Source organism: Cognatazoarcus halotolerans (assembly GCF_009800965.1).
GTDB lineage: Bacteria > Pseudomonadota > Gammaproteobacteria > Burkholderiales > Rhodocyclaceae > Cognatazoarcus > Cognatazoarcus halotolerans.
Genome location: NZ_WUAF01000001.1, coordinates 11838 through 34295, shown reverse-complemented (window position 1 = coordinate 34295; position 22458 = coordinate 11838). Strand labels below are relative to the sequence as shown.

The window sequence follows — 22458 nt, the reverse complement described above, 5'->3', positions numbered from 1 at the left end:
TACACGCAGGTTTCGTGCCGTCCTCGTGCCCCGGGCAATAACCATGTCACGAGCACGGTATTTTGGTGCTTCGCAGCAAACGCGACGATTTGTCGTGTCGGTTTTACGACAATTCCGAGCGCCAATCTGGCACCAGAACGGGGCGTTTCCGCCAAATCGGGGGCTTTGCGGCGGGTCGCGATGCACTGCGGAAACTGGCACGTCTTATGCACGGAACCGGGCAAGTCATTCCGAAGCGAAGCCATGAAGGACATCCTCTTACTGCTGCTTTCGACCGCCCTGGTCAACAACGTGGTGCTGATCAAGTTCCTCGGACTGTGTCCGGTGATGGGCGTCTCCAAGAGCATGGACAGCGCCTTCGGCATGGGCCTGGCGACGACCTTCGTGCTGACTCTGGCGAGCGCTGCCTCGTGGATGCTGGACAACTGGTTGTTGCAGCCGCTCGGCCTCGGTTACCTGCGCATCCTGACCTTCATTCTCGTGATCGCCTCGGTGGTGCAGTTCACCGAGATGTTCATCAAGAAGAGCAGCCCGGGCCTGTACCAGTCACTGGGTATCTACCTGCCGCTGATCACCACCAACTGCGCGGTGCTGGGCGTTGCATTGCTCAACGTGGAGCAGCACTTCGGCCTGTTCAAGAGCCTGCTTTACGGCTTTGGCTCTGCGCTCGGATTCACCCTGGTGCTGCTGATCTTCGCTGGCCTGCGGGAGCGGGTCGCGCTGGCCCGCGTGCCGGCGGCATTTGCCGGTGCGCCGGTGGCCTTCGTGACCATCAGCCTGCTGGCCATGGCATTCATGGGCTTTTCCGGCCTGAACGTTTAAGGAGGATTTCGATGCTGATCGCCATATTCGCCCTTGCCGCACTCGGTGCGGCGCTCGGCATGCTGCTCGGTGTCGCCAACCGCCTGCTGAGGGTCGAGGGCAATCCGATCGTCGAGGAGCTGGTGGCCATCATGCCGGGTTCCAACTGTGGCCAGTGCGGCTTCCCGGGCTGCACCGGCGCGGCCGAAGCCATCGTGGATGGCAGCGCCGCGCCGACCTGCTGCCCGCCCGGCGGCAAGGCGTTGGCGGCCGCCATCGCGGCCAAGCTGGGCCTCACGCTCGACCTGACCGCCATCCGCGACGAGGGGCCGAAGATCGCCACGGTGGCCGAGGAGCTGTGCATCGGCTGCTGTCGCTGCAGCAAGGTGTGCCCCACCGACGCCATCATCGGCGCTGCCAAGCAGATTCACAACGTGATGCGCGAGGCCTGCACCGGCTGCTCGAGCTGCATCGAGACCTGTCCAACCGAGGCGCTGGTGATGAAGCCGGTGCCGGTCACCCTGCAGCACTGGGTGATGCCCAAGCCGGCTCTGGCGTGAGCACCGTCATGGATATCGGGAAGTTCCTTCGCAAACTCTCCGGCAAGGACTGGGGCGTTCATCCGGACGATCACAAGCGGCCGGCGGCCGATGCCCGGGTGCGGGCGCTGCCGATCCCGCCGCGGGTGCACCTGATGCTCTCGCAGCACGTCGGTGCACCGTCGCGCCCGGTGGTGCTGATCGGCCAGAAGGTGCTCAAGGGCGAGCTGATCGCGGCGGCGCAGGGCAACATCTCGGCGCCGTTGCACGCCTCGACCTCCGGTGTGGTCAGCGCCATCGGCGAGATCGCCGCGCCGCATCCATCCGGCCTGTCGGGGATGGCGATCACCATCGACACCGACGGTGAGGACAAGTGGATCGACTGCGACCCGGTGGCCGATCCGTTCGCGCTGTCAGCCGAGGAGATTGCCCGGCGGGTAGCGGATGCGGGCGTGGTCGGGCTCGGTGGCGCCACCTTCCCGTCCTCGGTCAAGCTCAACCTCGGGCGGCGTTCCAGCATCGATACGTTGATCATCAACGGCAGCGAATGCGAGCCCTACCTGTCATGCGACGAGCGGCTGATGCGCGACCGTACCGACGACATCGTCGCCGGCATCCGCCTGATGCTGATCTCGACCGGTGCGAAGCAGGCGAGGGTCGGCATCGAGGACAACAAGCCGGCGGCAATCGCCGCGATGCGTGCGGCGACCTCCGGCCACGCGGAAATCGAGGTGGTGTCGGTGCCGGCGCGCTATCCGATGGGTTCGGACCGACAGCTCATCATCGAACTGACCGGTCGCGAGGTGCCGGCCGATGCGCGCGCCGCCGACGTGGGGGTGATCGTGCACAACGTCGGCACCGCCTACGCGATACAGCAGGCGGTGTGCCTCGGGCGGCCGCTGGTGAGCCGCCTGATGACCCTGAACGGTGCCGCCGCGGCCGCACCGGGTAACTACGAAGTGGTGCTGGGTACCCTGATCAGCGAGCTGGTGGCCTTTACCGGCGGCACCCGCGGCGAGCCCGCAAAGCTGGTGATGGGCGGCCCGATGATGGGCATGCGCCTGCCACACATGCAGATTCCGGTGGTCAAGGGCACCAGCGGCGTCCTGCTGCTCGACGGCTACGAAGCGGCCGATTCCGAACCCGATCCGTGCATCCGCTGTGGCAGCTGCGTCAAGGCCTGCCCGATGGGGCTGCTGCCGCTGGAGATGGCGGCACGCATCCGCAATGATGCGCTGACCGATGCGGTCGATCTCGGGCTCAAGGATTGCATCGCCTGCGGCTGCTGTGCCTGGGTGTGTCCGTCGCGGATCCCGCTGGTCCAGTATTTCGTTCATGCCAAGGGCGAGCTGTCGTCGCAGGATCGCGCCAAGCTGCGCAACGACGCCACCAGGAAGCTCGCCCAGCAGCGCCAGGAGCGGCTCGAACGCGAGGCGCGCGAGAAACTCGAGGCCGCGGCGCGGCGCAAGGCCGAACGCGCGGCGCAGGCTGCCGCTGCCGCCGAGGCGAAGGCGCAGACGAAGACCGCTTCGGTGACGGAAGGAGAGTCAGCATGACGCAGGTCGATCTGCAGATGCCGAGCGGCGGCCAGGCGGTCGCGTCGCCCCATGCCCACGGCGGCAACTCGGTGCGGCGCACCATGCTGCAGGTGCAGGTGGCGCTGGTGCCGGCGACCCTGTTCGGATTCTGGCTGTATGGCTGGCCGGCGTTCTTCCTGTGGGCCGGCACCATCCTGTCCTGCATCGCCTGGGAGGCTCTGTCGCTGCGTCTTGCAGGCAGTGCGCGGGTTCGGCCGACCCTGCTCGACGGTTCGGCGGTGCTCACCGGCTGGCTGCTGGCGATGACGCTGCCGCCGTGGGCACCGTGGTGGGTCGCGCTGGTCGGCGGGTTCATCGCCATCGTCATCGGCAAGCAGGTCTTTGGCGGTATCGGCCAGAATGTCTTCAACCCGGCGATGGTGGCGCGGGTCGCGCTGCTGGTGTCGTTCCCGGTGTCGCTCACCCAGTGGGTCACGCCGATGCCGCTGAGCGCCGTTGCAGGGCCGGATTTCGTCGACGGGCTGCGCATCTTCCTGTCCGACCTGCCGATGCCGGATGCGATCAGCAGCGCCTCGCTGCTGGGCCACGTCAAGACCGAGCTGTCACGCGGCGTCGATATGGCGGCCGCGCTGGGCGGGGCGCATGCCCCGGCGAGCTCGTGGCTGGGCGTGCGGCCGGGCAGCCTGGGTGAATCGTCTGCCGGACTGATCCTCGTCGGCGGCCTGTTCATGATCGGCACCGGGCTGATCGGCTGGCACCTGCCGCTGGCGATGCTGGCCGGCCTGGCCATCCCGGCTGCGATCGCCAGCAGTGTCGACCCGACCCGTTACCTGGGAGCCGCCCAGCATCTGCTCTCCGGCGCAGCCATGCTGGGTGCCTTTTTCATCGTCACCGATTACGTCACCTCGCCGAACACCCGGAGCGGGCAGCTGCTGTTCGCCTTCTGTGTCGGCTTGCTGACCTGGGTGATCCGCACCTACGGCGGCTACCCCGAGGGCATGGCCTTTGCGGTACTGCTGATGAATGCGATGACGCCGGTGATCGATCGTTTCTTCAAGCCGCGCATCCTCGGCCGCGACCGTCGGGGCAAGGCGCTTGATCTTCCCGACAGCGAGCGAGGCTGAGATGAGCGAGAACCTTGAAACCGCGGCTGCCGCGCCACAGGGTCTCGGTGACGCAGAGGTCCCGAAGACCGGCGGCCTCTACACGCTGATCGAGCGCCTGCGCGAGCAGCTGGCCTATCAGCCGGTGCTGCTCGGCATCGTTGCCCTGGCAGCCAGCGCGGCGCTCACCGCAGCGTCGAGTGCGACCAGCGGCGCGATCGCCGAGGCGCAGGCACGCGACCTGCGCGACTCGCTTGCGCAGGTGCTGCCGCAGGGCTTCGCCGACAACGATTTCTTGCACGACACCGTGTCGATCGAGCGTGATGGCAAGCCAGTGACGATCTACCTGGCGCGCAAGGCCGGCAGCGTGGCCGGCGCAGTGTTCAAGGTTGCCGAGCGCGGTTATGCGGGCGAGATCCAGCTGCTCATGGCGGTCGGCGTGGATGGTCGGACGCTGGGCGTGCGGGTGATCCGGCACAGCGAGACGCCCGGCCTCGGTGACAAGATCGAAGCCGGAAAGTCGGAGTGGGCAAAGGATTTCAGCGGCAAGTCGCTTGGCGACCCGGCGCCGGAGCGCTGGGCGGTGAAGAAGGACGGTGGCGTGTTCGACCAGTTTGCCGGTGCCACCATCACGCCGCGGGCGGTGGTCAAGGCGGTGAAGGGTGGCCTGATGTTCTTCGCCGGGCATCGCGCGCAGATTCTCGGAGGTTCGCAATGAGCGACAAGTACGGCGAGATCATCAAGGGCGGGCTGTGGGAGCAGAACGTCGTCTTCTCTCAGATGCTGGCACTGTGTCCGGCCATGGCGGTCACCACCAGTGGCACCAACGGGCTCGGCATGGGGCTGGCGACCACCGCGGTGCTCACCGCCTCCAACATCCTGGTGTCGCTGATCCGCAAGACCGTCAGCAGCCAGGTGCGCATCCCGGTCTTCGTGGTGCTGATCGCCTCGCTGGTGACCATCGTCGACATGGCGATGAACGCCTGGCTGCACGAGCTCTACAAGGTGCTCGGCCTGTTCATCGCGCTGATCGTGGTCAATTGCGCCATCCTCGGCCGGGCCGAGTCCTTTGCCGCCAAGTCCGGCGTGCTCGCTTCGGCGGTCGACGGCCTGGCGATGGGTTTCGGCTTTACCGGGGCGCTGACGGTGATCGGCCTGATCCGCGAATTTCTCGGCGCCGGCACCGTGTTTGCAAACGCCTCCGGGTTGCTCGGCCCGTCCTTCGCCTTTCTCGAGATGAAGCTGCCCGGCTACGGCGGTGCGCTGCTGATGATCCTGCCGCCCGGCGGTTTCGCGGTGCTCGGCTTCCTGCTCGCCGGCAAGCGCATCCTCGACAGTCGCTCGGCCCGTGGCGCGCAGGCGGATAGCGCCGGCTGCTCGGTGGCCAGCCACGCGGGAGCCTGAACCATGCAGATCGGTGTTGCCTATTCGGAGCCGGGCCAGCAGATCTGGCTCAACATCGAGGTGCCGGACGATGCCACGGTGCGCGAGGCGATCGACCGCTCCGGCATCCTCAAGCAGCTACCGCATGTCGACCTGGCGAGCCAGAAGGTCGGCGTGTTCGGCCGGCTGGTCAAGCTCGACGCTGCGCTCAAGCCCGGCGACCGGGTCGAGATCTATCGGCCGATCATCGCCGACCCGGCGACCGTGCCGCGCAAGGACACCGGCGACGACGACTGAGCCGGCCGCCGCCGCTCTGGTCGGCCAAGCCGGCGCGCGGCGATGCGCGCTGCGCACACGAATCCATTCCGAACGTTTCCCGCTGGGGTTCGCACCCGTGCGGTCGCCTGCGCGCGCCACGCGACGCTTTGTTGCAATGCACGAATTGTCGCCTTTGCTACACGACAATTAATTGTCAAGTCATTGAAAATAAATGGTTTTGTTCTGGCACTCAAATTGCTGTTGTGTGCTTGAAACTCTGGAGAGCGCGATGAAAGCCAGCGACATCCAGGCCTTGCTCGACGAGCCGGCCTGCAGCCACAACACCAAGGAAAAATCCGGATGCGCGCGCCCCAAGCCGGGTGCGACGGCGGGCGGATGTTCGTTCGACGGTGCGCAGATCGCGCTCCTGCCGATTGCGGATGTGGCCCACATCGTGCACGGTCCGATCGCCTGTGCAGGGTCCTCATGGGACAACCGCGGCACCCGCTCGTCGGGGCCGGCGCTCTACCGCATCGGCATGACCACCGACCTGTCGGAGACCGACGTGATCATGGGGCGCGGCGAGAAGCGCCTGTTCCATGCCATCAAGCAGGCCATCGACACCTACTCGCCGGCCGCGGTCTTCGTCTACAACACCTGCGTCACCGCGCTGATCGGCGACGACGTGGAGGCCGCCTGCCGTGCCGCCACCGAGCGCTGGGGTACCCCGGTGGTGCCGGTCGATGCGGCCGGCTTCTACGGCACCAAGAATCTCGGCAACCGCCTGGCCGGCGAGGCGATGTTCAAGTACGTGGTCGGTACCCGCGAGCCCGCGCCCGCCCGGCCGCGGCCCGACGGGCGGCCGACCTGGGACATCAACCTGATCGGCGAATACAACATCGCCGGCGAGTTCTGGCATGTGCTGCCGCTGCTCGACGAACTCGGCTACCGGGTGCTGTGCACCCTCTCGGGCGACGCGCGCTTTGCCGACGTGCAGACCATGCACCGCGCCAAAGTGACCATGGTGGTGTGCGCGAAGGCGCTACTCAACGTGGCGCGCAAGCTGCAGGAACAGCACGGCGTGCCTTACTTCGAGGGCAGCTTCTACGGCGTGCTCGACATGAACAACGCGCTGCGGGACTTTGCCCGGCTGATCGGCGACCCCGACCTGATCGCCCGCACCGAGGTGGTGATCGCCCGCGAATCGGCGCGCGCCGACGCCGCGCTGGCGCCGTGGCGCGAGCGCCTCCGGGGGCGTCGGGTGCTGCTCTACACCGGCGGCGTCAAGAGCTGGTCGATCGTTTCGGCGCTGCAGGACCTCGGCATGAAGGTGGTCGCCACCGGCACCAAGAAATCCACCGAGGAGGACAAGGCGCGCATCCGCGAGCTGATGGGCGAGGACACCAAGATGATCGACGACGGCAGCCCCAAGGCCTTGCTGTCGGTGTTCCGCGAATACCGGGCGGACATCCTGATCGCCGGCGGCCGCAACCTCTACACCGCCCTGAAGGCCCGCATTCCCTTCCTCGATATCAATCAGGAGCGCGAGTTTGCCTACGCCGGCTACTCCGGCATGGTCGAGCTGGCGCGCCAGATGGCGCTGTCGATGGAGAGCCCGGTATGGCAGGCGGTGCGGCGTCCGGCGCCCTGGGCGCAACCCATCAGTGGTGCGGTGCTGAGCGCCTGAGGAGACCCGCATGGCAGAGATCGTTCATCCCAAGAAGGCGCTGGCGGTCAATCCGCTCAAGGTCAGCCAGCCGGTCGGTGCTTCGCTGGCCTTTCTCGGCCTCGCCCGGGCGGTGCCGCTGATGCATGGCTCGCAGGGCTGCACCGCTTTCGGCAAGGTGTTCTTCGTGCGCCACTTCCGCGAGCCCATTCCGCTGCAGACCACCGCAATGGACCAGGTGTCGACGATCATGGGTGCCGACGAGAATGTCGTCGAGGCGCTGCGCACGCTGTGCGAGAAGAACAGCCCCGAGGTGATCGGGCTGGTCACGACCGGCCTGTCCGAGACCCAGGGCACCGACATCCACCGTGCGGTGCGGGATTTCCGCACGGCCCATCCCGAATATGCCGCGACCGCGGTGGTGGCGGTGAATACGCCGGACTACGTGGGCTGCTTCGAGAGCGGTCATGCGCTGGCGGTCGAAGCGATCATCAACACGCTGGTGGCGGAGTCGGACGCTGTCGGCAGGCGCCAGCGGCAGGTGAATGTACTGGCCTCGTCGATGCTCACCCCGGGCGACATCGAGGCGATCCGCGAATGGACCGAGGCCTTCGGCCTGCGCGCGATCGTGCTGCCCGATATCGGTGATGCCCTCGACGGGCACCTCACCGAGGCCGAATTCTCGCCGCTGACGCTCGGCGGCACGCCGGCTTCCGAGATCGCCATCATGGGCGAATCGGTCGCGACGCTGGTGATCGGTGGTTCGCTCAACAAGGCGGCGGACCTGCTCAAGGCGCGCACCGGGGTGCCCGACTGGCGCTTCGACAGCCTGATGGGGCTGGATGCCTGCGACGACTTCACCATGGCGCTGGCGCAGATTTCCGGCCGGCCGGTGCCGCCGCGTATCGACCGCCATCGCGCGCAGTTGCAGGACGCCATGGTCGATTGCCACTTCATGCTCGGCTTCGCCCGCGTGGCGCTGGCCGGTGACCCCGACCTGCTGATTCAGATGGGGCGTTTCCTGGTCGGTGTGGGGGCGGAGGTGGTCGCCGCGGTGAGCCCGGCGAAGGCCGAGCGACTCGCCGGCGTGCCTTGCGAGAAGGTCATCGTCGGCGATCTCGAGGATCTCGAGAACCACGCCCGCGGCGCAGGCGTGCAGCTGCTGGTGGCCAATTCCCACGGCACCGAGACCGCGCGGCGGCTGGGCGTCCCCTTGCTGCACGCGGGTTTTCCGCTCTACGACCTGGTGGGCGGCTATGCCCGCACCTGGGTGGGCTACCGCGCCGCGCGGCAGGCCTTGTTCGACCTCGCCAATATCCAACTGGGGCAACACCATGAAATCGAAGCCTATCGATCCTTCTACCGCGACGACCCCGCCGCAGGAGAAAGCCATGTCTGCACGCCGCCTGCAATTGGCGTGGTCCATTAAGAAGGAGCCTGCCGCCATGTTGCGCATCGCCTTTGCCTCCACCGACCGCAAGAAGGTCGACCAGCACTTCGGCTCGGCCGAGGCCTTTGCCATCTACGAGGTGGAGGAGGGCCGCGGTAGCCTGGTTGGCGTCGGCCAGTTCGCCGCCGAGGCCATGGACGGCAACGAAGGCAAGCTCGCCGCCAAGGTCGAGTTCCTCGCCGGCTGCCACGCGGTCTACGTGATGGCGATCGGCGGTTCGGCGATCAAGCAGTTGCTCGCCAAGGGCATCCAGCCGATCCGGGTGGACCAGTGCGATCTCATCCACGAACTGCTGGCCGAGGTATCGAACGCCATGACCGAGGGCGGTGTGCCCTGGATCGACCGCGCGATTGCCGCGCAGAAACGCAGCGACGAACGCTTTGCCGAGATGGATGAAGAGGGGTGGCAGGGATGAGCGCCGGCCTCGTCGAACATCGCGGCGTGATCCGTCGCATCCAGGACGGCAGGGCCGTGGTGGCGATGGACACCGGTGGCTGCCGTTCCTGTGGGCACGGCGCGAGTTGCGGCATCGGCAAGATCGCCGGTGATCGTCCCGCGACACTGCTGAGCCTGCAGTCGTCGCCCGGCCTGAAGGTCGGCGATATCGTTGCCGTCACGCTTTCGGAGCGACGACTCAACCGCTCCGCGCTGTTCGGCTATCTCATGCCCGCAGTCGGAATGCTGGTGGGGGCCTGGGTTGGACAGGCCCTTGTCGGCAGCGACGGCGCATCGGCTGTGGGGGCCTGCCTCGGCCTGTGCGGTGCACTGTTTGTGGGGCGCCTCGGCTTCGAGCGCCTGCCCGACCTGTCGGCCGAGCCCCGGATGACACCGGTCGCCGGCCAGCCTCTCAATTCTTCAATGCTTTCCACGGAGTCCCGCCATGACCACTACTGAACTTGCAGATCCGATCTTCGAAACCGACTTCATCAAGGAGATGGCGCGCCAGATGCGTGCACTCGATACCTACGGCACCTATGCCGGCTGGTCGGTCGAGAAGATCCTCGACCCCTTCGTGATGACCAGGGAGCGCAAGGCCGCGGTGCCGCTCGTCGGCGACCCCGACGAAGAGACCCTGTCGCGGGTGAAGGCCTTCTACAACGCCATTGCGGTGTTGATCGAGAAGGAGTGCCGGCTGCTGGCGGTACCGCTGATCCACCTCACCCATGAGGGCTTCGGCCGCGCGCTGATCACCGTCGGCAAGCTGGTGGCGGTCGACCGGACGCTGCGCGACGTGCATCGCTTCGGCTTTGCGAGTCTGTCGAAGATGAAGGACGAGTCGGACAAGTTGCTGTCGGTCGCCCTGGAGCGCATCGGCCAGTATCCGGCCGTCGCCGGCCTGTAAGGAGTGCCCGTCATGACCGACGACGAGATCAAGGCGCTCGATAAGGAGGTGCGCAAGCTCAAGCGCATCGCCTCCGAGTGGGCGTCGCAGATGCACGACTTGGTCGAGGACCGGCTGCCGGCTGCCTACCAGGAGATCCCGGGCATTGCCCAATCCACCTTCGATGCCTGCCAGGCGTGGGCCGACGCGAGCGCGCGGCTGCAGGCGGCACAGACCGAAACAGAGAGCTGACCATGACGACCGGACTGACCCGCGGCGGGACCGAATGGACCCCCCAATTCGTTACCAATCTCGACCAGGAAAAGTGCATCGGCTGTGGCCGCTGCTACAAGGTGTGCCCGCGCAATGTGCTCGATCTCGTCGAGCGCGAACTGGCCGATGACGATGACGACGAGGACGACGACAACATGATGGTGATGGCCATCGCCGATGCGATGGACTGTATCGGTTGCGGTGCCTGTGGCCGGGTCTGTCCGAAGGATTGCTATACCTACGCGCCGGCGTGATGCGAGCCCTGAGCCGTAGGTCGGACAGCCTGCCGAATTCGTGGAGCGCTACGCGATGATGTCCCTGCTCGACCCTGTCTATGGCGAGGCCGTCTGCAGCGCGCTGCGCCGTCAGGCCGAGAAGCTCGGCGTGTCGATCGGCGCCGAGCCGGTGTGGCTGGCGGCCAGCGTCGAGGAGCTGGTCGATCCGTTCTCGCGCGAGCTCAGCCTGGTCGCGAACTGGCGGGGCGGGGCGCGCTTCGGCAGCGCCACCTTCTTTGCGGACGGCCGGGTCTTTGCCGAGTACCAGGTGCTGCAGCCGTGTCCGACTCAGCCCGGCAGCTATGTCGAGTCGGTGCAGGTGTGGGGGCATCCCGGCAAGTTGCGCGGCGACGCGGTCATCGTTGCCTTCCCCGACTGAGGACGGGTTGTGATGATGACTTCGACGCGCTCGGCGCGGCTCATTCTGCTGCACAAGCAATCCACCAGCGCCAGGGTGAGGTTCCTGCGCCTGCCGGCCGGCATCCTTGCCTTCATGCCCCTGCCAGCGCAGGCCGAGCTGCGCGACGAGCGTTATTCGGCAACGGTCGAGGCGCATCCGGCGGCGATCGTGCGCGAGGCGGAGACGCGCCTCGGTCTGGCCGAGGGCAGCATCCAGCCGGAGGCGGCCTTTCGCGCCTGGGTCGATACCGCCGAGGGCGATGTGCCGGTGTTGCTCGGTGTATTCACGACGGTCGATCCGCCGGCGGATGCGGCGGCGCGGCTCAAGGGGCGCTTCATGCCGATCACCGAGGCCCGCGAGCTGCCCGAGATCGAGCAATTGCTGCTGCGTCGCGCCTATGAACATGTTCTTGGCTGATTGTCGTACATGCGACAAATCATCGCATTGCAACAATTCCAATAAAACAATGGCTTGAGCTTGTTTTTTGGCTGGCACAGGGATTGCGTATGGAGTCTCATCAACCCTCGGAGACTCATCATGATCAATCTCACTCCCGCTGCCGTGAAAGCCGTCGATCGCTTCATTCGCGGTTCCGAAACGCCTGTTGCCGGGCTTCGTCTGGTGGTCTCGGGCGGAGGCTGCTCGGGCCTGCAGTACAGCATGAAGCTCGAAGCGGACAAGGCCGAGGATGACTGGGAGTTCGAAGTCGACGGCGTGCGTCTGCTGGTGGATCCGATGAGCTTCCCGATGATCGACAACGTCACCATCGACTTCATCGATACCCTGACCCATACCGGGTTCAAGTTCGAAAACCCCAACGCGAGCGCCAGCTGCGCCTGCGGACAATCCTTTTCCGTCTGAGGGAGACCGCCATGTGGGAATACTCTGACAAGGTGCGCGAGCACTTCTTCAATCCGCGCAATTCGGGCCCGCTCGAAGAATCCAACGCCACCGGCGACGTCGGCTCCATCCAGTGCGGCGACGCGCTGCGGCTGATGCTCAAGGTCAATCCCGAGACCGAGATCATCGAGGATGCGCACTTCCAGACCTTTGGCTGCGGCTCGGCAATCGCATCGTCATCGGCGCTGACCGAGATCATCAAGGGCATGACCCTTGATGAAGCGCTCAAGGTCTCGAACCAGGACATCGCGGATTTTCTGGACGGGCTGCCGCCGGAGAAGATGCACTGTTCGGTGATGGGACGCGAGGCGCTGCAGGCGGCCGTGGCCAACTACCGTGGCGAGGAGTGGAGCGACGACCATGAAGAGGGGGCGCTGGTGTGCAAGTGTTTTGCCATCGACGCAGTCATGATCGAGGACACCATCCGCGCCAACAACCTCAAGACGGTGCAGGACGTTACCCATTACACCAAGGCCGGTGGCGGCTGCGCTGCCTGCCACGAAGGGATCGAGGAGATCCTTGCCAAGGTGATGGGTGAAACCGCCAGCGGCGCCGAAGTCTCCCCGCCGACCGAAGCCGAGGTGGCGCTGGCCAGGGTCGCCCCGGCCGCTCCCGTGAAGAAGCTGACCCTGGTGCAGAAGATCCGGAAGATCGAGGAAGTGCTCGAGGAAGTCCGCCCGATGCTGCAACGCGACCACGGCGACGTCGAACTCGCGGACGTGCAGGGCAAGATGATCTATGTGCACCTCAAGGGCGCCTGCTCGGGCTGCATGATGGAAGCGGCCACGCTGGGCGGCATCCAGCAGAAGATGGTCGAGACGCTCGGCGAGCTGGTGCAGGTGCTGCCGGCCTCGCACATGCCGGTCGAAGCCTGACCCTCCGCCGCCCGCACCCAACCCATAGCCAGCGAAGGACCGTGCCATGAACCCGATCTATCTCGACAACAATGCCACCACCCGGGTCGACCCTGCGGTGGTGGAGGCGATGCTTCCCTTCTTTACCGAGCATTTCGGCAACGCGTCGTCGATGCATGCCTTCGGCAGCCAGGTGGGGCGGGCCCTCAAGCATGCCCGCAGCCAGGTGCAGGCGCTGCTCGGGGCCGAGCACGACTCCGAGATCATCTTCACCTCGTGCGGCACCGAGTCGGACTCGACCGCGATCCTCTCGGCGCTCAAGGCCCAGCCCGAGCGCAACACCGTGATCACCACGGTGGTCGAGCATCCGGCCATCCTGACCCTCTGCGACTGGCTCGAGAAGGAGGGCTACATAGTCCACAAGCTCAAGGTCGACAAGCGCGGCCGCATCGACATGGACGAATACAAGTCACTGCTGCACGACCGGGTGGCGGTGGTCTCGGTGATGTGGGCGAACAACGAGACCGGCACGATCTTCCCGGTCGAAGAGATGGCCGAGCTGGCCTCGGCACGCGGCATCATGTTCCACACCGACGCGGTGCAGGCGGTCGGCAAGATCCCCATCGACCTCAAGAACACCAAGATCGACATGCTCTCGCTGTCCGGTCACAAGCTCCATGCCCCCAAGGGCATCGGCGTGCTCTACCTGCGCCGGGGCTGCCGCTTCCGCCCGCTGCTGCGTGGCGGTCACCAGGAGCGGGGGCGTCGCGCCGGCACCGAAAACTCGGCCTCGATCGTCGCTCTGGGCAAGGCCTGCGAACTGGCGATGGCTAACATGGAGCGTGAGAACACCGAGGTGCGTCGCCTGCGTGACAAGCTCGAGAAGGGCATCCTCGCGCAGATCAGCCACAGCTTCCCGACTGGCGACGTGGCCAACCGCCTGCCCAACACCAGCAACATCGCCTTCGAGTACATCGAGGGCGAGGCGATCCTGCTGCTGCTCAACAAGCTCGGTATCGCCGCCAGTTCGGGTTCGGCCTGCACCTCGGGCTCGCTCGAACCCTCGCACGTGATGCGGGCGATGGGCATCCCCTACACCGCGGCGCACGGCACCATCCGCTTCTCGCTGTCCTGCTACAACACCGAAGAAGAGGTGGATCGGGTGATCGAGGCGGTGCCGCCGATCATCGCCCAGCTGCGCAAGCTCTCGCCCTATTGGAGCGACAAGGGGCCGGCTTCGTCCCCCGAACAGGCCTTTACGCCGACTTACGCGTAACGCCCGCGGCGGGCGGGGCCTCGGCCTCGTCCGGCAGGGCCTGCGGGCGCGATGCCGCCCAGGCCAGCAGGGCCACGGCGCCGAGAATCAGCGGCAGTGCCGCCCAGGTTTCTGGCGCGATGCTCTCGCCACCCAGCCAGGCACCCACCAGCAGCGCAACCGGCGGGTTCACATAGGCATAGCTGGTGGCGAGTGCCGGCGAGACGTGGGCGACCAGGTACATGTAGGCCGAGAAGGCGATCAAGGAGCCGAACACCACCAGGTAGGCCCACGCCAGCAGCGGGCGCCAGTCGGCGGGGAGCGTCCAGGCCTCGCCCTTGAGTGCGCTTGCCAGCAGCAGCACGGTTCCGCCCAGCAGCATCTCGGCGGCGAAGCCGGTGGCACCCGAGGGAATGTCGAGGCGGCGCGACCACTGCGACCCGAAGGACCAGCAGGTGATCGCGAAGAGGATGGCCGCAGTGCCGAGCGGGCTGGCACGGAATTCGGCGCCGCCGGTGAGCAGTACCACGCCGATGCTGCCGAGCAGCACTGCGAGCCACTCGAGCGCACCGGGCCGGCGCCCGAAGACGCCCGACCACAGGGCCGCGCACAGCGGGAGGGCGCCGATCAGCACGGTGGTGGCACCGGAGCTGATCCATTGTTCGGCGGTGGCGACCCCACCCATTCCGCAGCCCAGCAGCAAGGCGCCGATTGCGCCGCAATCGCGCCACTGCCGGACCGTTGGCAGACGCGCGCCGCGCAGGTGCTGGAAGCTCATGAGGATGGCGCCGGCGACGAGGAAACGGATGGCCATCTGGAACAGTGGCGCGAAGCCCTCGAGAGCGACACTGATCGCGAAGTAGGTCGTACCCCAGACGAGGTAGACGGCCAGCAGGCTGGCAAGGACGGGAAGGCGCAGGGGGCTCATGGCGTGTTTTCTGGGGCGATTCGAGGGGTTCATCTTATGAGGGCGCAGCGAGAACTGGAATTGCGATCGTGCAGACGATTGCGCGATCAGTATTAAAATTAAAGGCAATCGTATTGTCTGGGATTCAAAATAAATGGACGCACTTGACTACCGGATTCTCGGCATGCTGTCGGACGATGCCAGGCGGCCGTTCGCCGAACTGGCCCGCGAGCTTGGTGTCTCGCAGCCCACGGTGGCGGAGCGGGTACGGCGCATGGAGGAGCGCGGGGTGATCCTCGGCAGCAGCCTGCGGCTCGACTACGGCAAGCTGGGCTTCCCGATTTCCGCCGTGGTGCGCATCGTCTCCGACACGCGCGACCAGTACCGTCTCGAGGACATTGCGCGCGCGCAGCCACAGGTGGTGGAAATGCATCGGCTCACCGGCGAGGACTGCCTGATTGCCCGCGTGGTGGCCCGCTCGGTCGAGGAACTCGCCGCATTGGTCGAGAAGCTGTGCCAGTTCGGTCGATCGAATACCTCGGTGGTGTTGTCCACGCCGATTCCCGCGCGCAGTCCGATCGAGGCGTTGACGCCGAAGAAATCGAAGGCCACGAAAGCCTCCTGAAAGGCGTTCAGAACAGATCCATTTGCGGTGAGGGCTGGCGCGGCGGCCTGAAGTGGCTGCAGTCGAGTTCGCGGCGCAGTCGATTCAGGCCTAGCCGGCGGGCAATGTTGCGCAGGCGTTGTGCGTAGAGGTCGGCAATCACGCCCTCGCCGCGCATGCGTTTGCCGAATTCCGCATTGTTGAGTTCGCCGCCGCGCAGCTCGCGCAGGCGGTTGAGCACGTGCGCGCTGCGCTCCGGGTAATGCGTCTGGAGCCAGTCGGAAAACAGCGCCCTGAGCTCGCGCGGCAGTCTGAGCAGCACGTAGCCGGCCATCTGCGCACCGGCCGCGCTGGCTGCTTCGAGGACGCGCTCGAGCTCGTGATCGTTGAGCGCCGGAATCAGCGGTGCCATCAGCACGCCGACCGGCACACCGGCCTGTTGCAGCTGGGCGACCATCTCGAGTCGCCGCGCCGGTGTCGGTGCGCGCGGCTCCATTCGCCGGGCGAGCGCATTGTCGAGTGTGGTGATCGAGATCATCACTTGGGCGAGGCCATCGGCGGCGAGGTTGGCAAGCAGGTCCAGATCGCGCTCGATCAGTACGCCCTTGGTGACGATCGAGACCGGATGGCGGGTTTCGACGAGGACTTCGAGGATGGCGCGGGTGACGCCGAGCCTGCGTTCGACGGGTTGCCAGGCGTCGGTATTCACGCCGAGCGCAATCGGCGCGCAGCGATAGCCCGGTCGCGCAAGCTCTTCGCGCAGGCGTGCCGCGGCATCGGGCTTCCAGATCAGGCGGGTCTCGAAGTCGAGCCCCGGTGAAAGGCCGAGATAGGCGTGGCTTGGGCGCGCAAAGCAGTAGGAGCAGCCGTGCTCGCAGCCGCGATAAGGATTGATCGAGCGATCGAACGGGACGTCGGGGGAACGGTTGAAGGTGATCACCGATCGTGCCTTGTCCTCCGTCAGCGTCGTCGCCGGTGCGGATGGCTGCGTCTCCGCGGCATCGTCCCAACCGTCGTCGAAATGCTCGCGCTGCCACTCGGCGAAGCGGCTGTCCGGTTTGAGTGCGCTGCCGCGGCCGCGCGGAGGAGGGGGTGTCTTGGTGTCGCTCACGTCTGCCCGCAGATGCCGGAATTGCCGACGGACATATTCGATCGAGTGTTGACCCCGGTCAAGCGGACCGCTGCCCGATGTCGTCCGGTACTTTTTCAGAGGCTTAATATGAAGTTAAGGGAGGAGGGCCAGAGTGGGCGCCATCAAGGCGAACATGAGGTGATCGAAATGAATGACGTGCGTTCCGACGGGACGGTTCTGGTGTGGGATTTCCCGACCCGCGCGTTTCACTGGATGCTGGCACTCTCCTTCTTGGTTGCGTATGTCACCAGCGAGTCGGAAACGTGGTTCGGCGTTCACTTGATGAGTGGCGTCACGCTTGTTGCCTTGATCCTGTTCCGCCTGATGTGGGGCATCTTCGGAACCCGCCATGCCCGTCTCACGAGTCTGCAGCTGGCGCCGGCTTCGGTGCTGCGCTACCTGAAAAGCCTGCTCGGCCCCAGGCCCGAGCATCACGTCGGCCACAACCCGGCCGGCAGTGTCGCGATCGTGCTGTTGCTGGGGCTCGGGCTGCTTACCGGGGTCACCGGCTTGTCGATGTATTTCGAGCTTGGCGGCGAATGGCTCAAGGAGATTCACGAGTTCTGTGCCAATGCCATGCTCGCGGTGGTGTTGGTTCATATCGCCGGTGTGGTGGTGAGCAGCTTCCTGCACCGCGAGAACCTCGCCCGGGCAATGGTGAGCGGCTACAAGAAGGGGGCGCCAGGTGATGCAGCCGGGCGGGCGCATCGCGGGGTTGCAGCGCTGCTGGTTGCCGCGGTCGTTGCTGGATGGGCGAGCTACGCGACGGGCGTTTTTTCGGTTCATGTGCCGGCCGTGATGCAGGAAAGGCACGGCGGGCATGAAGGCTACGACGACGATTGAGTCGGATCGCATGACAAGGAGGTCATCATGTGGCAAAGAAAGGCTGGGTTCGTGATGGCGCTGGCGGCGCTGACGGCTGCCGCGGCATGGGCAGATGACAAGGTGCAGACGGTAGACGGGCAGAGCGTCCGCAGCGAGCAGCGAGTCGAGGCCCGTGAGCAGGTGTATGGCTATCAGCTCATGACGCCGGCCGAGCGTGACGCGTACCGGCAACGCATGCGCGCTGCGCGGACCGTCGAGGAGCGTGAACAGATCCGCGTGGAGCATCACGCCGCGATGCAGGCGCGTGCCAAGGAACAGGGCGTGAGCCTGCCCGATATGCCGATGACGCGCGGTCAGGGCATGGGTGGCGGTGCCGGTATGGGTCCGGGCGGTGGCATGGGTCCCGGTGGAGGCATGGGTCGCGGTCGCCAGTAGCAGCGGGAAGGGCTGCGCATGGCGCAGCCCTCTGTGCGAGGGCAGGCGCTGCGCGATCGGCGCGGTCGTTCAGGGTAGCCAGGTCTTGCGAATCTTTTCGAGGCTGCCGTTTTCGCTGATCAGATGTACCCACTGATCCACGTAGTGCTTGAACACTTCCTCGCCACGTGGCAGCAGGAAAGCTTTTTCGGAGAAGGTGAAGGGCTTGTCCGGGTGCACCGCGCACAGACCGGGGCGCAGCTTCTGTTGGAGCAGGGTCTCTTCGGCGTCGGTCATCATCAGGTCGACCTTGCCTTCGAGGATCTGGTCGAAAATGGTGACGTTGTCGTTGTAGACCTCGATCCTGGCCTGCTTGAGATTGGCGCGGGCAAAGCGCTCGTTGGTGCCGCCGGGGTTCACCACCGCGGTGACGCCGGGCCTGTCGATCTGTTCGAGCGTCTGGAACTTGTCGACGTTTTCGCAGCGGGTGATCGGGGTCTTGCCTGAGCGGGCGGTCGGCGCCGAATAGTAGGCCAGTCTGGCGCGATCCAGAGTGACCGAGATGCCTCCCACCGCGATGTCGCACATGCCGCTGGTGTAGTCCTTCATGAGGGTCGGCCAGCTGGTCTTGATGAACACCACCTCGGCGTCGAGGCTCTTGCCGAGATCCTTGGCCAGATCGATGTCGATGCCCTCGAATGCCCCGCTTTCGGGGTTGAGGTAGGTGTAGGGTTTGTAGTCACCGGTGGTGCAGGCGGTCAGCTTCTTCGAGGCGACAACGCTGTCGAGCCGGTTGGGCAGCGTCATGGGGCCTTCCGCATGAACCTGCGAGAACTGTGCGGCGCCGCCGAGCAACAGGGCGAGCGTCAACGATAGCGATGTCTTCTTCATGTGTCTCACTCCTTCTCTTTGAGGTTTGGGTGCTGCTCGCGGGTGCCACGAGATCCAGCGCGGTGCGTCGTGGCTTCGCTTATTTTCCGGTGACTACCGAGATTCCCTTGAAGGCCTGATTCTGGGCGAGGGGCGGGAGCCTTTCCAGCGCCTTGGCGAAGACGGGCTCGATGGCGAAGCGGCCGACCAGTCGGCTCTCCCGTGCGGCCACCTTGTGCAGGGCGGCGTGCTTCACGTGGCCGTAGCCGCGCAGTGAGCGTGGCAGGTCGGCAAGCGCAATGGCGTCTGCCAGGCTTTCGCGGTCGAGCTTGCCGAGCAGCGCGGTGATCAGCCGCGGGTAGGCCTCGGCGAGTTCGCGCTCCATGCGCCGCTCGGCAGTGCGACCGAAGAGGTCGAAGCGACTCCCGCGCAGGCCTTTGGCCTTGGCGAGCAGCTTCATCGCCGACATCAGCCAGGGGCCGAGCGTGATCTTGCGCGTCCGGCCCGAGGCGTCGGCCCGCGCGAGCAGTGGTGGCGCCATGTGGAAGCTGAGGCGCAGCGCCCCGTCGAAGGTTTCGCGCAGCTGCTCGGCAAAGCGCCCGTCGGTGAACAGGCGGGCGACTTCGTATTCATCCTTGTAGGCAAGCAACTTGGCGTAGCCGAAGGCCACCGCTTCTGTGAGCGCAAGCGCCGCGCCATCGCCAACGAGGCGGCGCTCGGCATCCCGGGTCATGTCGACCAGCTTGCGGTAGCGGGCCGCGTAGGCCGCGTCCTGGTAGGCGGTGAGGTGCGCTTCGCGGTGGGCCACCAGGGCGTCGAGGCTCATCGTCTTGGCGGTCGGTTCGTCGGCCAGTTCGAGCACATCGTCCGGTCTTTCCGCGGTCAGGCGGCCGAGGTGGAAGGCCATGCGGTTCATTTCCACGGCGACGCCGTTGAGTTCGATGGCGCGTTCGATGGCGGGCAAGGACACCGGGACCAGGCCACGCTGCCAGGCGTAGCCCAGCAGCAGGATGTTGGCGCCGATCGAGTCACCGAGCAGGCGTAGCGAAAGGTCGTAGGCGTCGATCGATTCCATGGCCTCGCTGCCGGCGGCAAAGCGCATCTTCTCGAGCAGTGCGTCGGCGTGGAGGTTTGCGTCGGGATCGCGAACGAACTTGTCGGTGGGGTTCTGGTGCTCGCTCGAGACGATGCGGGTGCGGCCGTGGCGTACGGTCTGCAGGGCATCGGCGGATGCGCCTACTACAAGGTCGCAGGCCAGCAGGAGGTCCGCCTGCTGGGTGTCGATGCGGACCTGGTTGAGCAGTTCCGGTCGCTTGGCCCAGCGAATGAAGGCCAGCACCGCGCCGCCTTTCTGGGCGAAGCCCATGAAGTCGAGCTGCGAGCTCGCCATGCCGTCGAGGTGCGCGGCCATGCTGACCAGTGCGCCCACGGTGACCACACCGGTGCCGCCGACGCCGGTGATGAGCATGTCGTACGGGGCCTCGTCCAGATGCACGGACGGCAGCGGCAGGTGTGTGATGAGTTCGTCTAGGCGCTGGCGATCGAGCTTGCCGACCCGCTTCTTCAGCGTTGCGCCGGCGACCGAGACGAAGCTCGGGCAGAAGCCCTGAACACAGGCGTAATCCTTGTTGCAGGAGGATTGCTCGATCTGCCGCTTGCGGCCGAGGGGCGTTTCCAGCGGCAGCACCGACAGGCAGTTGGAGGCGTCCCCGCAATCGCCGCAGCCTTCGCAGACCGCAGCATTGATGAAGATGCGGCGGTCCGGATCGGGAAAGGCCTTTTTCTTGCGGCGGCGGCGCTTTTCCGCGGCACAGGTCTGGTCGTAGATCAGGCAGGTAACACCCGCGATCTCGCGCATCATGCGCTGCACCTGATCCAGTTCGCTGCGGTGGTGGAAGCTTGTGCCCGGGGGGAAGAGTCCTCCCTGACCCTTGTACTTTTCGGGTTCGTCGGACACCACGGCGAGGCGCTCGACACCTTCGGCCTCGACCTGCCTGGCAATCCGCTCGACACCTATCACGCCGTCGACCGGCTGGCCGCCGGTCATCGCGACCGCATCGTTGTACAGGATCTTGTAGGTGATGTTGGCGCGTGCCGCGATTGCCTGGCGGATGGCGAGGATGCCCGAGTGGAAGTAGGTGCCGTCGCCGAGATTCTGGAAGACGTGCTTGCGGCGCGTGAAGCGCCCGTGGGCGGACCAGTCGACGCCTTCGCCGCCCATTTGGATGAGACCGGTGGTGGCGCGGTCCATCCATGAGGCCATGAAGTGACAGCCGATGCCCGCCTGTGCAATGGAGCCTTCCGGCACCTTGGTCGAGGTGTTGTGGGGGCACCCCGAGCAGAAGTAGGGCAGCCGTCGAACCGCGTCGCCTGCGTTGGACAGTACCTCGGGTGCGGTGAAGTCGCAGACATGCGCGCGGCGATCCAGCGCGGGTTTGTGGCCGGCCAGCCAGTTGGCGAACACCGGCATGATCCGCGAGGGGCGCAGTTCGCCCAGTGCCGAGAGCAGCGGGCGTCCGTTTGCGTCGGTCTTGCCGATGACGCGAGGACGCGGGCCGGCGCGGTTGAACAGCAGCTCCTTGAGCTGGCGTTCGATCACCGCTCCTTTTTCTTCGATGACCAGTATTTCGGTGAGACCATCGACGAAGGTTTCGATACGGCTGGGTTCGAGCGGAAACACCAGCCCTACCTTGTAGACGCGTATCCCCGCGGCTTCCAGCTCGTCGAGATCGAGCTCGAGGCGGCGCAGCACCTCGAGAAAGTCGTAATGGGCCTTGCCGCAGGTGATGATCCCGAGATCGGCACCCGGCGAAGGTGCGATCCAGCGGTCGATGCTGTTGCTGCGGGCGAAGGCGCGCACTGCATCGAGCTTGCGGGCCAGGCGTTGCTCGAGCGCGAGGCTCGGCAGGTCGGGCCAGCGGTAGTGCAAGCCGTCCGCGGGCCCATCGAAAGTGTCCGGGGGCGGGAAGTCGACCCTGACCTGGTCGAGATCGACCGTCATGCCGCTCTCTACGACTTCCGATATCGCCTTGAATCCGACCCAGTTGCCCGAGAACCGCGACAGTGCCCAACCGTAGAGGCCGAATTCGAGGTATTCGGCGACGCTTCCCGGGTGCAGCACTGGCATGCTCCAGGCCTGCATGGTGAGGTCGCTCTGATGCGGCATGGACGAGGAAACGCAACCGTGATCGTCACCTGCTACCACCAGCACGCCGCCGTGTGGTGAGGAACCGTAGGCGTTGCCGTGCTTGAGGGCATCGCCGGCGCGGTCGACGCCTGGCCCCTTGCCGTACCAGATCGCGAACACGCCATCGACGGTGCGCTCGGGGTCGGATTCCACCTGCTGACTACCGAGTACGGCCGTGCCGCCGAGCTCTTCATTGATGGCCGGAAGAAATTCGATCTTTGCTTCGGAGAGCTGCGAGCGTGCCTTCCACAGGCCTTGGTCATAGCCGCCCAGCGGAGAGCCGCGATAGCCGCTGATGAAACCCGCGGTGTTCAGTCCGCGCAGGGCGTCGAGCCGTGCCTGCATCAAGGGAAGGCGTACCAGTGCCTGGATGCCGGTGAGAAATACCACGCCGCGGCTGGCGTCGAGATTGTCGGCGAGCTTGTAGTCGGCGCGGGGCAGAATCTTTTCAGGTCGCAGGGACTCGGCCGCACGTTGGTCCGGGGTCGGCATTGTTGTTGTCT

The 22458-nt window shown here is 65.9% G+C and carries 26 protein-coding genes; 22 read left to right on the top strand and 4 right to left on the bottom strand.

Features of this window, described 5'->3' with window-relative positions; genetic code table 11:
* Positions 1-243 precede the first annotated feature (243 nt).
* The 19 genes from rsxA to nifS all read left to right on the top strand — a co-directional run bounded on the left by rsxA (position 244) and on the right by nifS (position 14037).
* Complete coding sequence (gene rsxA / locus GQB03_RS00200) at positions 244-822, top strand: electron transport complex subunit RsxA (RefSeq protein WP_159682558.1); 579 nt, start codon at positions 244-246, stop codon at positions 820-822.
* Positions 823-833: 11 nt separating this feature from the next.
* Positions 834-1361 carry an RnfABCDGE type electron transport complex subunit B gene (locus GQB03_RS00195; RefSeq protein ID WP_159682556.1) on the top strand — a complete coding sequence of 176 codons (528 nt, stop codon included), beginning with the start codon at positions 834-836 and terminating at the stop codon, positions 1359-1361.
* Between the two features lie 8 nt (positions 1362-1369).
* A complete protein-coding gene (rsxC, locus tag GQB03_RS00190; protein WP_159682554.1) occupies positions 1370-2896 on the top strand; it encodes an electron transport complex subunit RsxC in 1527 nt (508 codons plus the stop codon).
* Positions 2893-4002 carry an RnfABCDGE type electron transport complex subunit D gene (locus tag GQB03_RS00185; protein ID WP_235026887.1) on the top strand — a complete coding sequence of 370 codons (1110 nt, stop codon included), beginning with the start codon at positions 2893-2895 and terminating at the stop codon, positions 4000-4002. Before rsxC ends, GQB03_RS00185 begins: the two co-directional genes overlap by 4 nt.
* Before the next feature lies 1 nt (position 4003).
* Positions 4004-4699, top strand: coding sequence for an electron transport complex subunit RsxG (gene rsxG, locus GQB03_RS00180; protein WP_159682551.1), 696 nt, complete (start codon positions 4004-4006; stop codon positions 4697-4699).
* Positions 4696-5385: an electron transport complex subunit E gene (locus tag GQB03_RS00175; protein WP_159682549.1), complete on the top strand. Its 690-nt coding sequence runs from the start codon at positions 4696-4698 to the stop codon at positions 5383-5385. The genes rsxG and GQB03_RS00175 overlap by 4 nt, the downstream gene beginning before the upstream one ends.
* Positions 5386-5388: 3 nt before the next feature.
* Positions 5389-5661, top strand: coding sequence for an RnfH family protein (locus GQB03_RS00170; RefSeq protein WP_159682547.1), 273 nt, complete (start codon positions 5389-5391; stop codon positions 5659-5661).
* A 250-nt stretch (positions 5662-5911) separates the two neighbouring features.
* Complete coding sequence (gene nifE, locus GQB03_RS00165; protein ID WP_159682545.1) at positions 5912-7309, top strand: nitrogenase iron-molybdenum cofactor biosynthesis protein NifE; 1398 nt, start codon at positions 5912-5914, stop codon at positions 7307-7309.
* A 10-nt stretch (positions 7310-7319) separates the two neighbouring features.
* Positions 7320-8717 (top strand): nitrogenase iron-molybdenum cofactor biosynthesis protein NifN, encoded by a 1398-nt coding sequence (gene nifN / locus GQB03_RS00160; RefSeq protein WP_159682542.1) that lies wholly within the window; start codon positions 7320-7322, stop codon positions 8715-8717.
* On the top strand, positions 8680-9153 hold the full coding sequence (locus tag GQB03_RS00155) for a NifB/NifX family molybdenum-iron cluster-binding protein (RefSeq protein ID WP_159682539.1): 474 nt from the start codon (positions 8680-8682) through the stop codon (positions 9151-9153). The genes nifN and GQB03_RS00155 overlap by 38 nt, the downstream gene beginning before the upstream one ends.
* Positions 9150-9632: a SoxR reducing system RseC family protein gene (locus tag GQB03_RS00150; RefSeq protein WP_159682537.1), complete on the top strand. Its 483-nt coding sequence runs from the start codon at positions 9150-9152 to the stop codon at positions 9630-9632. Before GQB03_RS00155 ends, GQB03_RS00150 begins: the two co-directional genes overlap by 4 nt.
* The gene (locus GQB03_RS00145; RefSeq protein ID WP_159682534.1) at positions 9619-10080 is read left to right on the top strand and encodes a NifX-associated nitrogen fixation protein; all 462 of its coding nucleotides are present in this window, start codon (positions 9619-9621) and stop codon (positions 10078-10080) included. Before GQB03_RS00150 ends, GQB03_RS00145 begins: the two co-directional genes overlap by 14 nt.
* Before the next feature lie 12 nt (positions 10081-10092).
* Entirely contained in the window at positions 10093-10311 is a 219-nt protein-coding gene (locus GQB03_RS00140; RefSeq protein ID WP_159682531.1) for a CCE_0567 family metalloprotein, read from the top strand.
* 2 nt (positions 10312-10313) lie between these two features.
* On the top strand, positions 10314-10586 hold the full coding sequence (gene fdxB, locus GQB03_RS00135) for a ferredoxin III, nif-specific (protein WP_159682529.1): 273 nt from the start codon (positions 10314-10316) through the stop codon (positions 10584-10586).
* Between the two features lie 55 nt (positions 10587-10641).
* Complete coding sequence (locus tag GQB03_RS00130; RefSeq protein ID WP_159682527.1) at positions 10642-10986, top strand: hypothetical protein; 345 nt, start codon at positions 10642-10644, stop codon at positions 10984-10986.
* 12 nt (positions 10987-10998) lie between these two features.
* Positions 10999-11424: a hypothetical protein gene (locus GQB03_RS00125; protein WP_159682525.1), complete on the top strand. Its 426-nt coding sequence runs from the start codon at positions 10999-11001 to the stop codon at positions 11422-11424.
* Positions 11425-11544: 120 nt separating this feature from the next.
* Positions 11545-11868, top strand: coding sequence for a HesB/IscA family protein (locus GQB03_RS00120; protein WP_159682524.1), 324 nt, complete (start codon positions 11545-11547; stop codon positions 11866-11868).
* 11 nt (positions 11869-11879) lie between these two features.
* Positions 11880-12782, top strand: coding sequence for a Fe-S cluster assembly protein NifU (nifU, locus tag GQB03_RS00115; RefSeq protein WP_159682522.1), 903 nt, complete (start codon positions 11880-11882; stop codon positions 12780-12782).
* 46 nt (positions 12783-12828) lie between these two features.
* Complete coding sequence (gene nifS, locus GQB03_RS00110; protein WP_159682520.1) at positions 12829-14037, top strand: cysteine desulfurase NifS; 1209 nt, start codon at positions 12829-12831, stop codon at positions 14035-14037.
* Here nifS and yedA read toward each other — a convergent pair.
* Positions 14018-14944 carry a drug/metabolite exporter YedA gene (gene yedA / locus GQB03_RS00105; RefSeq protein WP_159682517.1) on the bottom strand — a complete coding sequence of 309 codons (927 nt, stop codon included), beginning with the start codon at positions 14942-14944 and terminating at the stop codon, positions 14018-14020. The two genes, nifS and yedA, sit on opposite strands and share 20 nt — an antisense overlap.
* Positions 14945-15077: 133 nt before the next feature.
* On the opposite strand from yedA, the gene GQB03_RS00100 reads away from it, so the two are divergent.
* Positions 15078-15548 carry an Lrp/AsnC family transcriptional regulator gene (locus GQB03_RS00100; protein WP_159682513.1) on the top strand — a complete coding sequence of 157 codons (471 nt, stop codon included), beginning with the start codon at positions 15078-15080 and terminating at the stop codon, positions 15546-15548.
* Positions 15549-15555: 7 nt separating this feature from the next.
* Here GQB03_RS00100 and GQB03_RS00095 read toward each other — a convergent pair whose 3' ends face one another.
* Positions 15556-16638, bottom strand: a complete 1083-nt coding sequence (locus tag GQB03_RS00095) for a PA0069 family radical SAM protein (protein WP_159682510.1) — start codon at positions 16636-16638, stop codon at positions 15556-15558.
* Positions 16639-16806: 168 nt separating this feature from the next.
* On the opposite strand from GQB03_RS00095, the gene GQB03_RS00090 reads away from it, so the two are divergent.
* Together GQB03_RS00090 and GQB03_RS00085 are read left to right on the top strand one after the other, a co-directional pair.
* Positions 16807-17502: a cytochrome b/b6 domain-containing protein gene (locus GQB03_RS00090; protein ID WP_159682506.1), complete on the top strand. Its 696-nt coding sequence runs from the start codon at positions 16807-16809 to the stop codon at positions 17500-17502.
* A 27-nt stretch (positions 17503-17529) separates the two neighbouring features.
* Positions 17530-17919, top strand: a complete 390-nt coding sequence (locus tag GQB03_RS00085) for a hypothetical protein (RefSeq protein WP_159682502.1) — start codon at positions 17530-17532, stop codon at positions 17917-17919.
* Between the two features lie 69 nt (positions 17920-17988).
* Here GQB03_RS00085 and GQB03_RS00080 read toward each other — a convergent pair whose 3' ends face one another.
* Together GQB03_RS00080 and GQB03_RS00075 are read right to left on the bottom strand one after the other, a co-directional pair.
* Complete coding sequence (locus tag GQB03_RS00080) at positions 17989-18789, bottom strand: transporter substrate-binding domain-containing protein (RefSeq protein WP_159682500.1); 801 nt, start codon at positions 18787-18789, stop codon at positions 17989-17991.
* A gap of 79 nt (positions 18790-18868) precedes the next feature.
* Complete coding sequence (locus GQB03_RS00075) at positions 18869-22447, bottom strand: indolepyruvate ferredoxin oxidoreductase family protein (RefSeq protein ID WP_159682498.1); 3579 nt, start codon at positions 22445-22447, stop codon at positions 18869-18871.
* Between the last annotated feature and the right edge of the window lie 11 nt (positions 22448-22458).

Coding starts and splice junctions, on each gene's coding strand:
- rsxA (WP_159682558.1), top strand. CDS start 244: ATGAAGGACATCCTCTTACTGCTGCTTTCGACCGCCCTGGTCAACAAC.
- GQB03_RS00195 (WP_159682556.1), top strand. CDS start 834: ATGCTGATCGCCATATTCGCCCTTGCCGCACTCGGTGCGGCGCTCGGC.
- rsxC (WP_159682554.1), top strand. CDS start 1,370: ATGGATATCGGGAAGTTCCTTCGCAAACTCTCCGGCAAGGACTGGGGC.
- GQB03_RS00185 (WP_235026887.1), top strand. CDS start 2,893: ATGACGCAGGTCGATCTGCAGATGCCGAGCGGCGGCCAGGCGGTCGCG.
- rsxG (WP_159682551.1), top strand. CDS start 4,004: ATGAGCGAGAACCTTGAAACCGCGGCTGCCGCGCCACAGGGTCTCGGT.
- GQB03_RS00175 (WP_159682549.1), top strand. CDS start 4,696: ATGAGCGACAAGTACGGCGAGATCATCAAGGGCGGGCTGTGGGAGCAG.
- GQB03_RS00170 (WP_159682547.1), top strand. CDS start 5,389: ATGCAGATCGGTGTTGCCTATTCGGAGCCGGGCCAGCAGATCTGGCTC.
- nifE (WP_159682545.1), top strand. CDS start 5,912: ATGAAAGCCAGCGACATCCAGGCCTTGCTCGACGAGCCGGCCTGCAGC.
- nifN (WP_159682542.1), top strand. CDS start 7,320: ATGGCAGAGATCGTTCATCCCAAGAAGGCGCTGGCGGTCAATCCGCTC.
- GQB03_RS00155 (WP_159682539.1), top strand. CDS start 8,680: ATGTCTGCACGCCGCCTGCAATTGGCGTGGTCCATTAAGAAGGAGCCT.
- GQB03_RS00150 (WP_159682537.1), top strand. CDS start 9,150: ATGAGCGCCGGCCTCGTCGAACATCGCGGCGTGATCCGTCGCATCCAG.
- GQB03_RS00145 (WP_159682534.1), top strand. CDS start 9,619: ATGACCACTACTGAACTTGCAGATCCGATCTTCGAAACCGACTTCATC.
- GQB03_RS00140 (WP_159682531.1), top strand. CDS start 10,093: ATGACCGACGACGAGATCAAGGCGCTCGATAAGGAGGTGCGCAAGCTC.
- fdxB (WP_159682529.1), top strand. CDS start 10,314: ATGACGACCGGACTGACCCGCGGCGGGACCGAATGGACCCCCCAATTC.
- GQB03_RS00130 (WP_159682527.1), top strand. CDS start 10,642: ATGATGTCCCTGCTCGACCCTGTCTATGGCGAGGCCGTCTGCAGCGCG.
- GQB03_RS00125 (WP_159682525.1), top strand. CDS start 10,999: ATGATGACTTCGACGCGCTCGGCGCGGCTCATTCTGCTGCACAAGCAA.
- GQB03_RS00120 (WP_159682524.1), top strand. CDS start 11,545: ATGATCAATCTCACTCCCGCTGCCGTGAAAGCCGTCGATCGCTTCATT.
- nifU (WP_159682522.1), top strand. CDS start 11,880: ATGTGGGAATACTCTGACAAGGTGCGCGAGCACTTCTTCAATCCGCGC.
- nifS (WP_159682520.1), top strand. CDS start 12,829: ATGAACCCGATCTATCTCGACAACAATGCCACCACCCGGGTCGACCCT.
- yedA (WP_159682517.1), bottom strand. CDS start 14,944: ATGAGCCCCCTGCGCCTTCCCGTCCTTGCCAGCCTGCTGGCCGTCTAC.
- GQB03_RS00100 (WP_159682513.1), top strand. CDS start 15,078: ATGGACGCACTTGACTACCGGATTCTCGGCATGCTGTCGGACGATGCC.
- GQB03_RS00090 (WP_159682506.1), top strand. CDS start 16,807: ATGAATGACGTGCGTTCCGACGGGACGGTTCTGGTGTGGGATTTCCCG.
- GQB03_RS00085 (WP_159682502.1), top strand. CDS start 17,530: ATGTGGCAAAGAAAGGCTGGGTTCGTGATGGCGCTGGCGGCGCTGACG.
- GQB03_RS00080 (WP_159682500.1), bottom strand. CDS start 18,789: ATGAAGAAGACATCGCTATCGTTGACGCTCGCCCTGTTGCTCGGCGGC.
- GQB03_RS00075 (WP_159682498.1), bottom strand. CDS start 22,447: ATGCCGACCCCGGACCAACGTGCGGCCGAGTCCCTGCGACCTGAAAAG.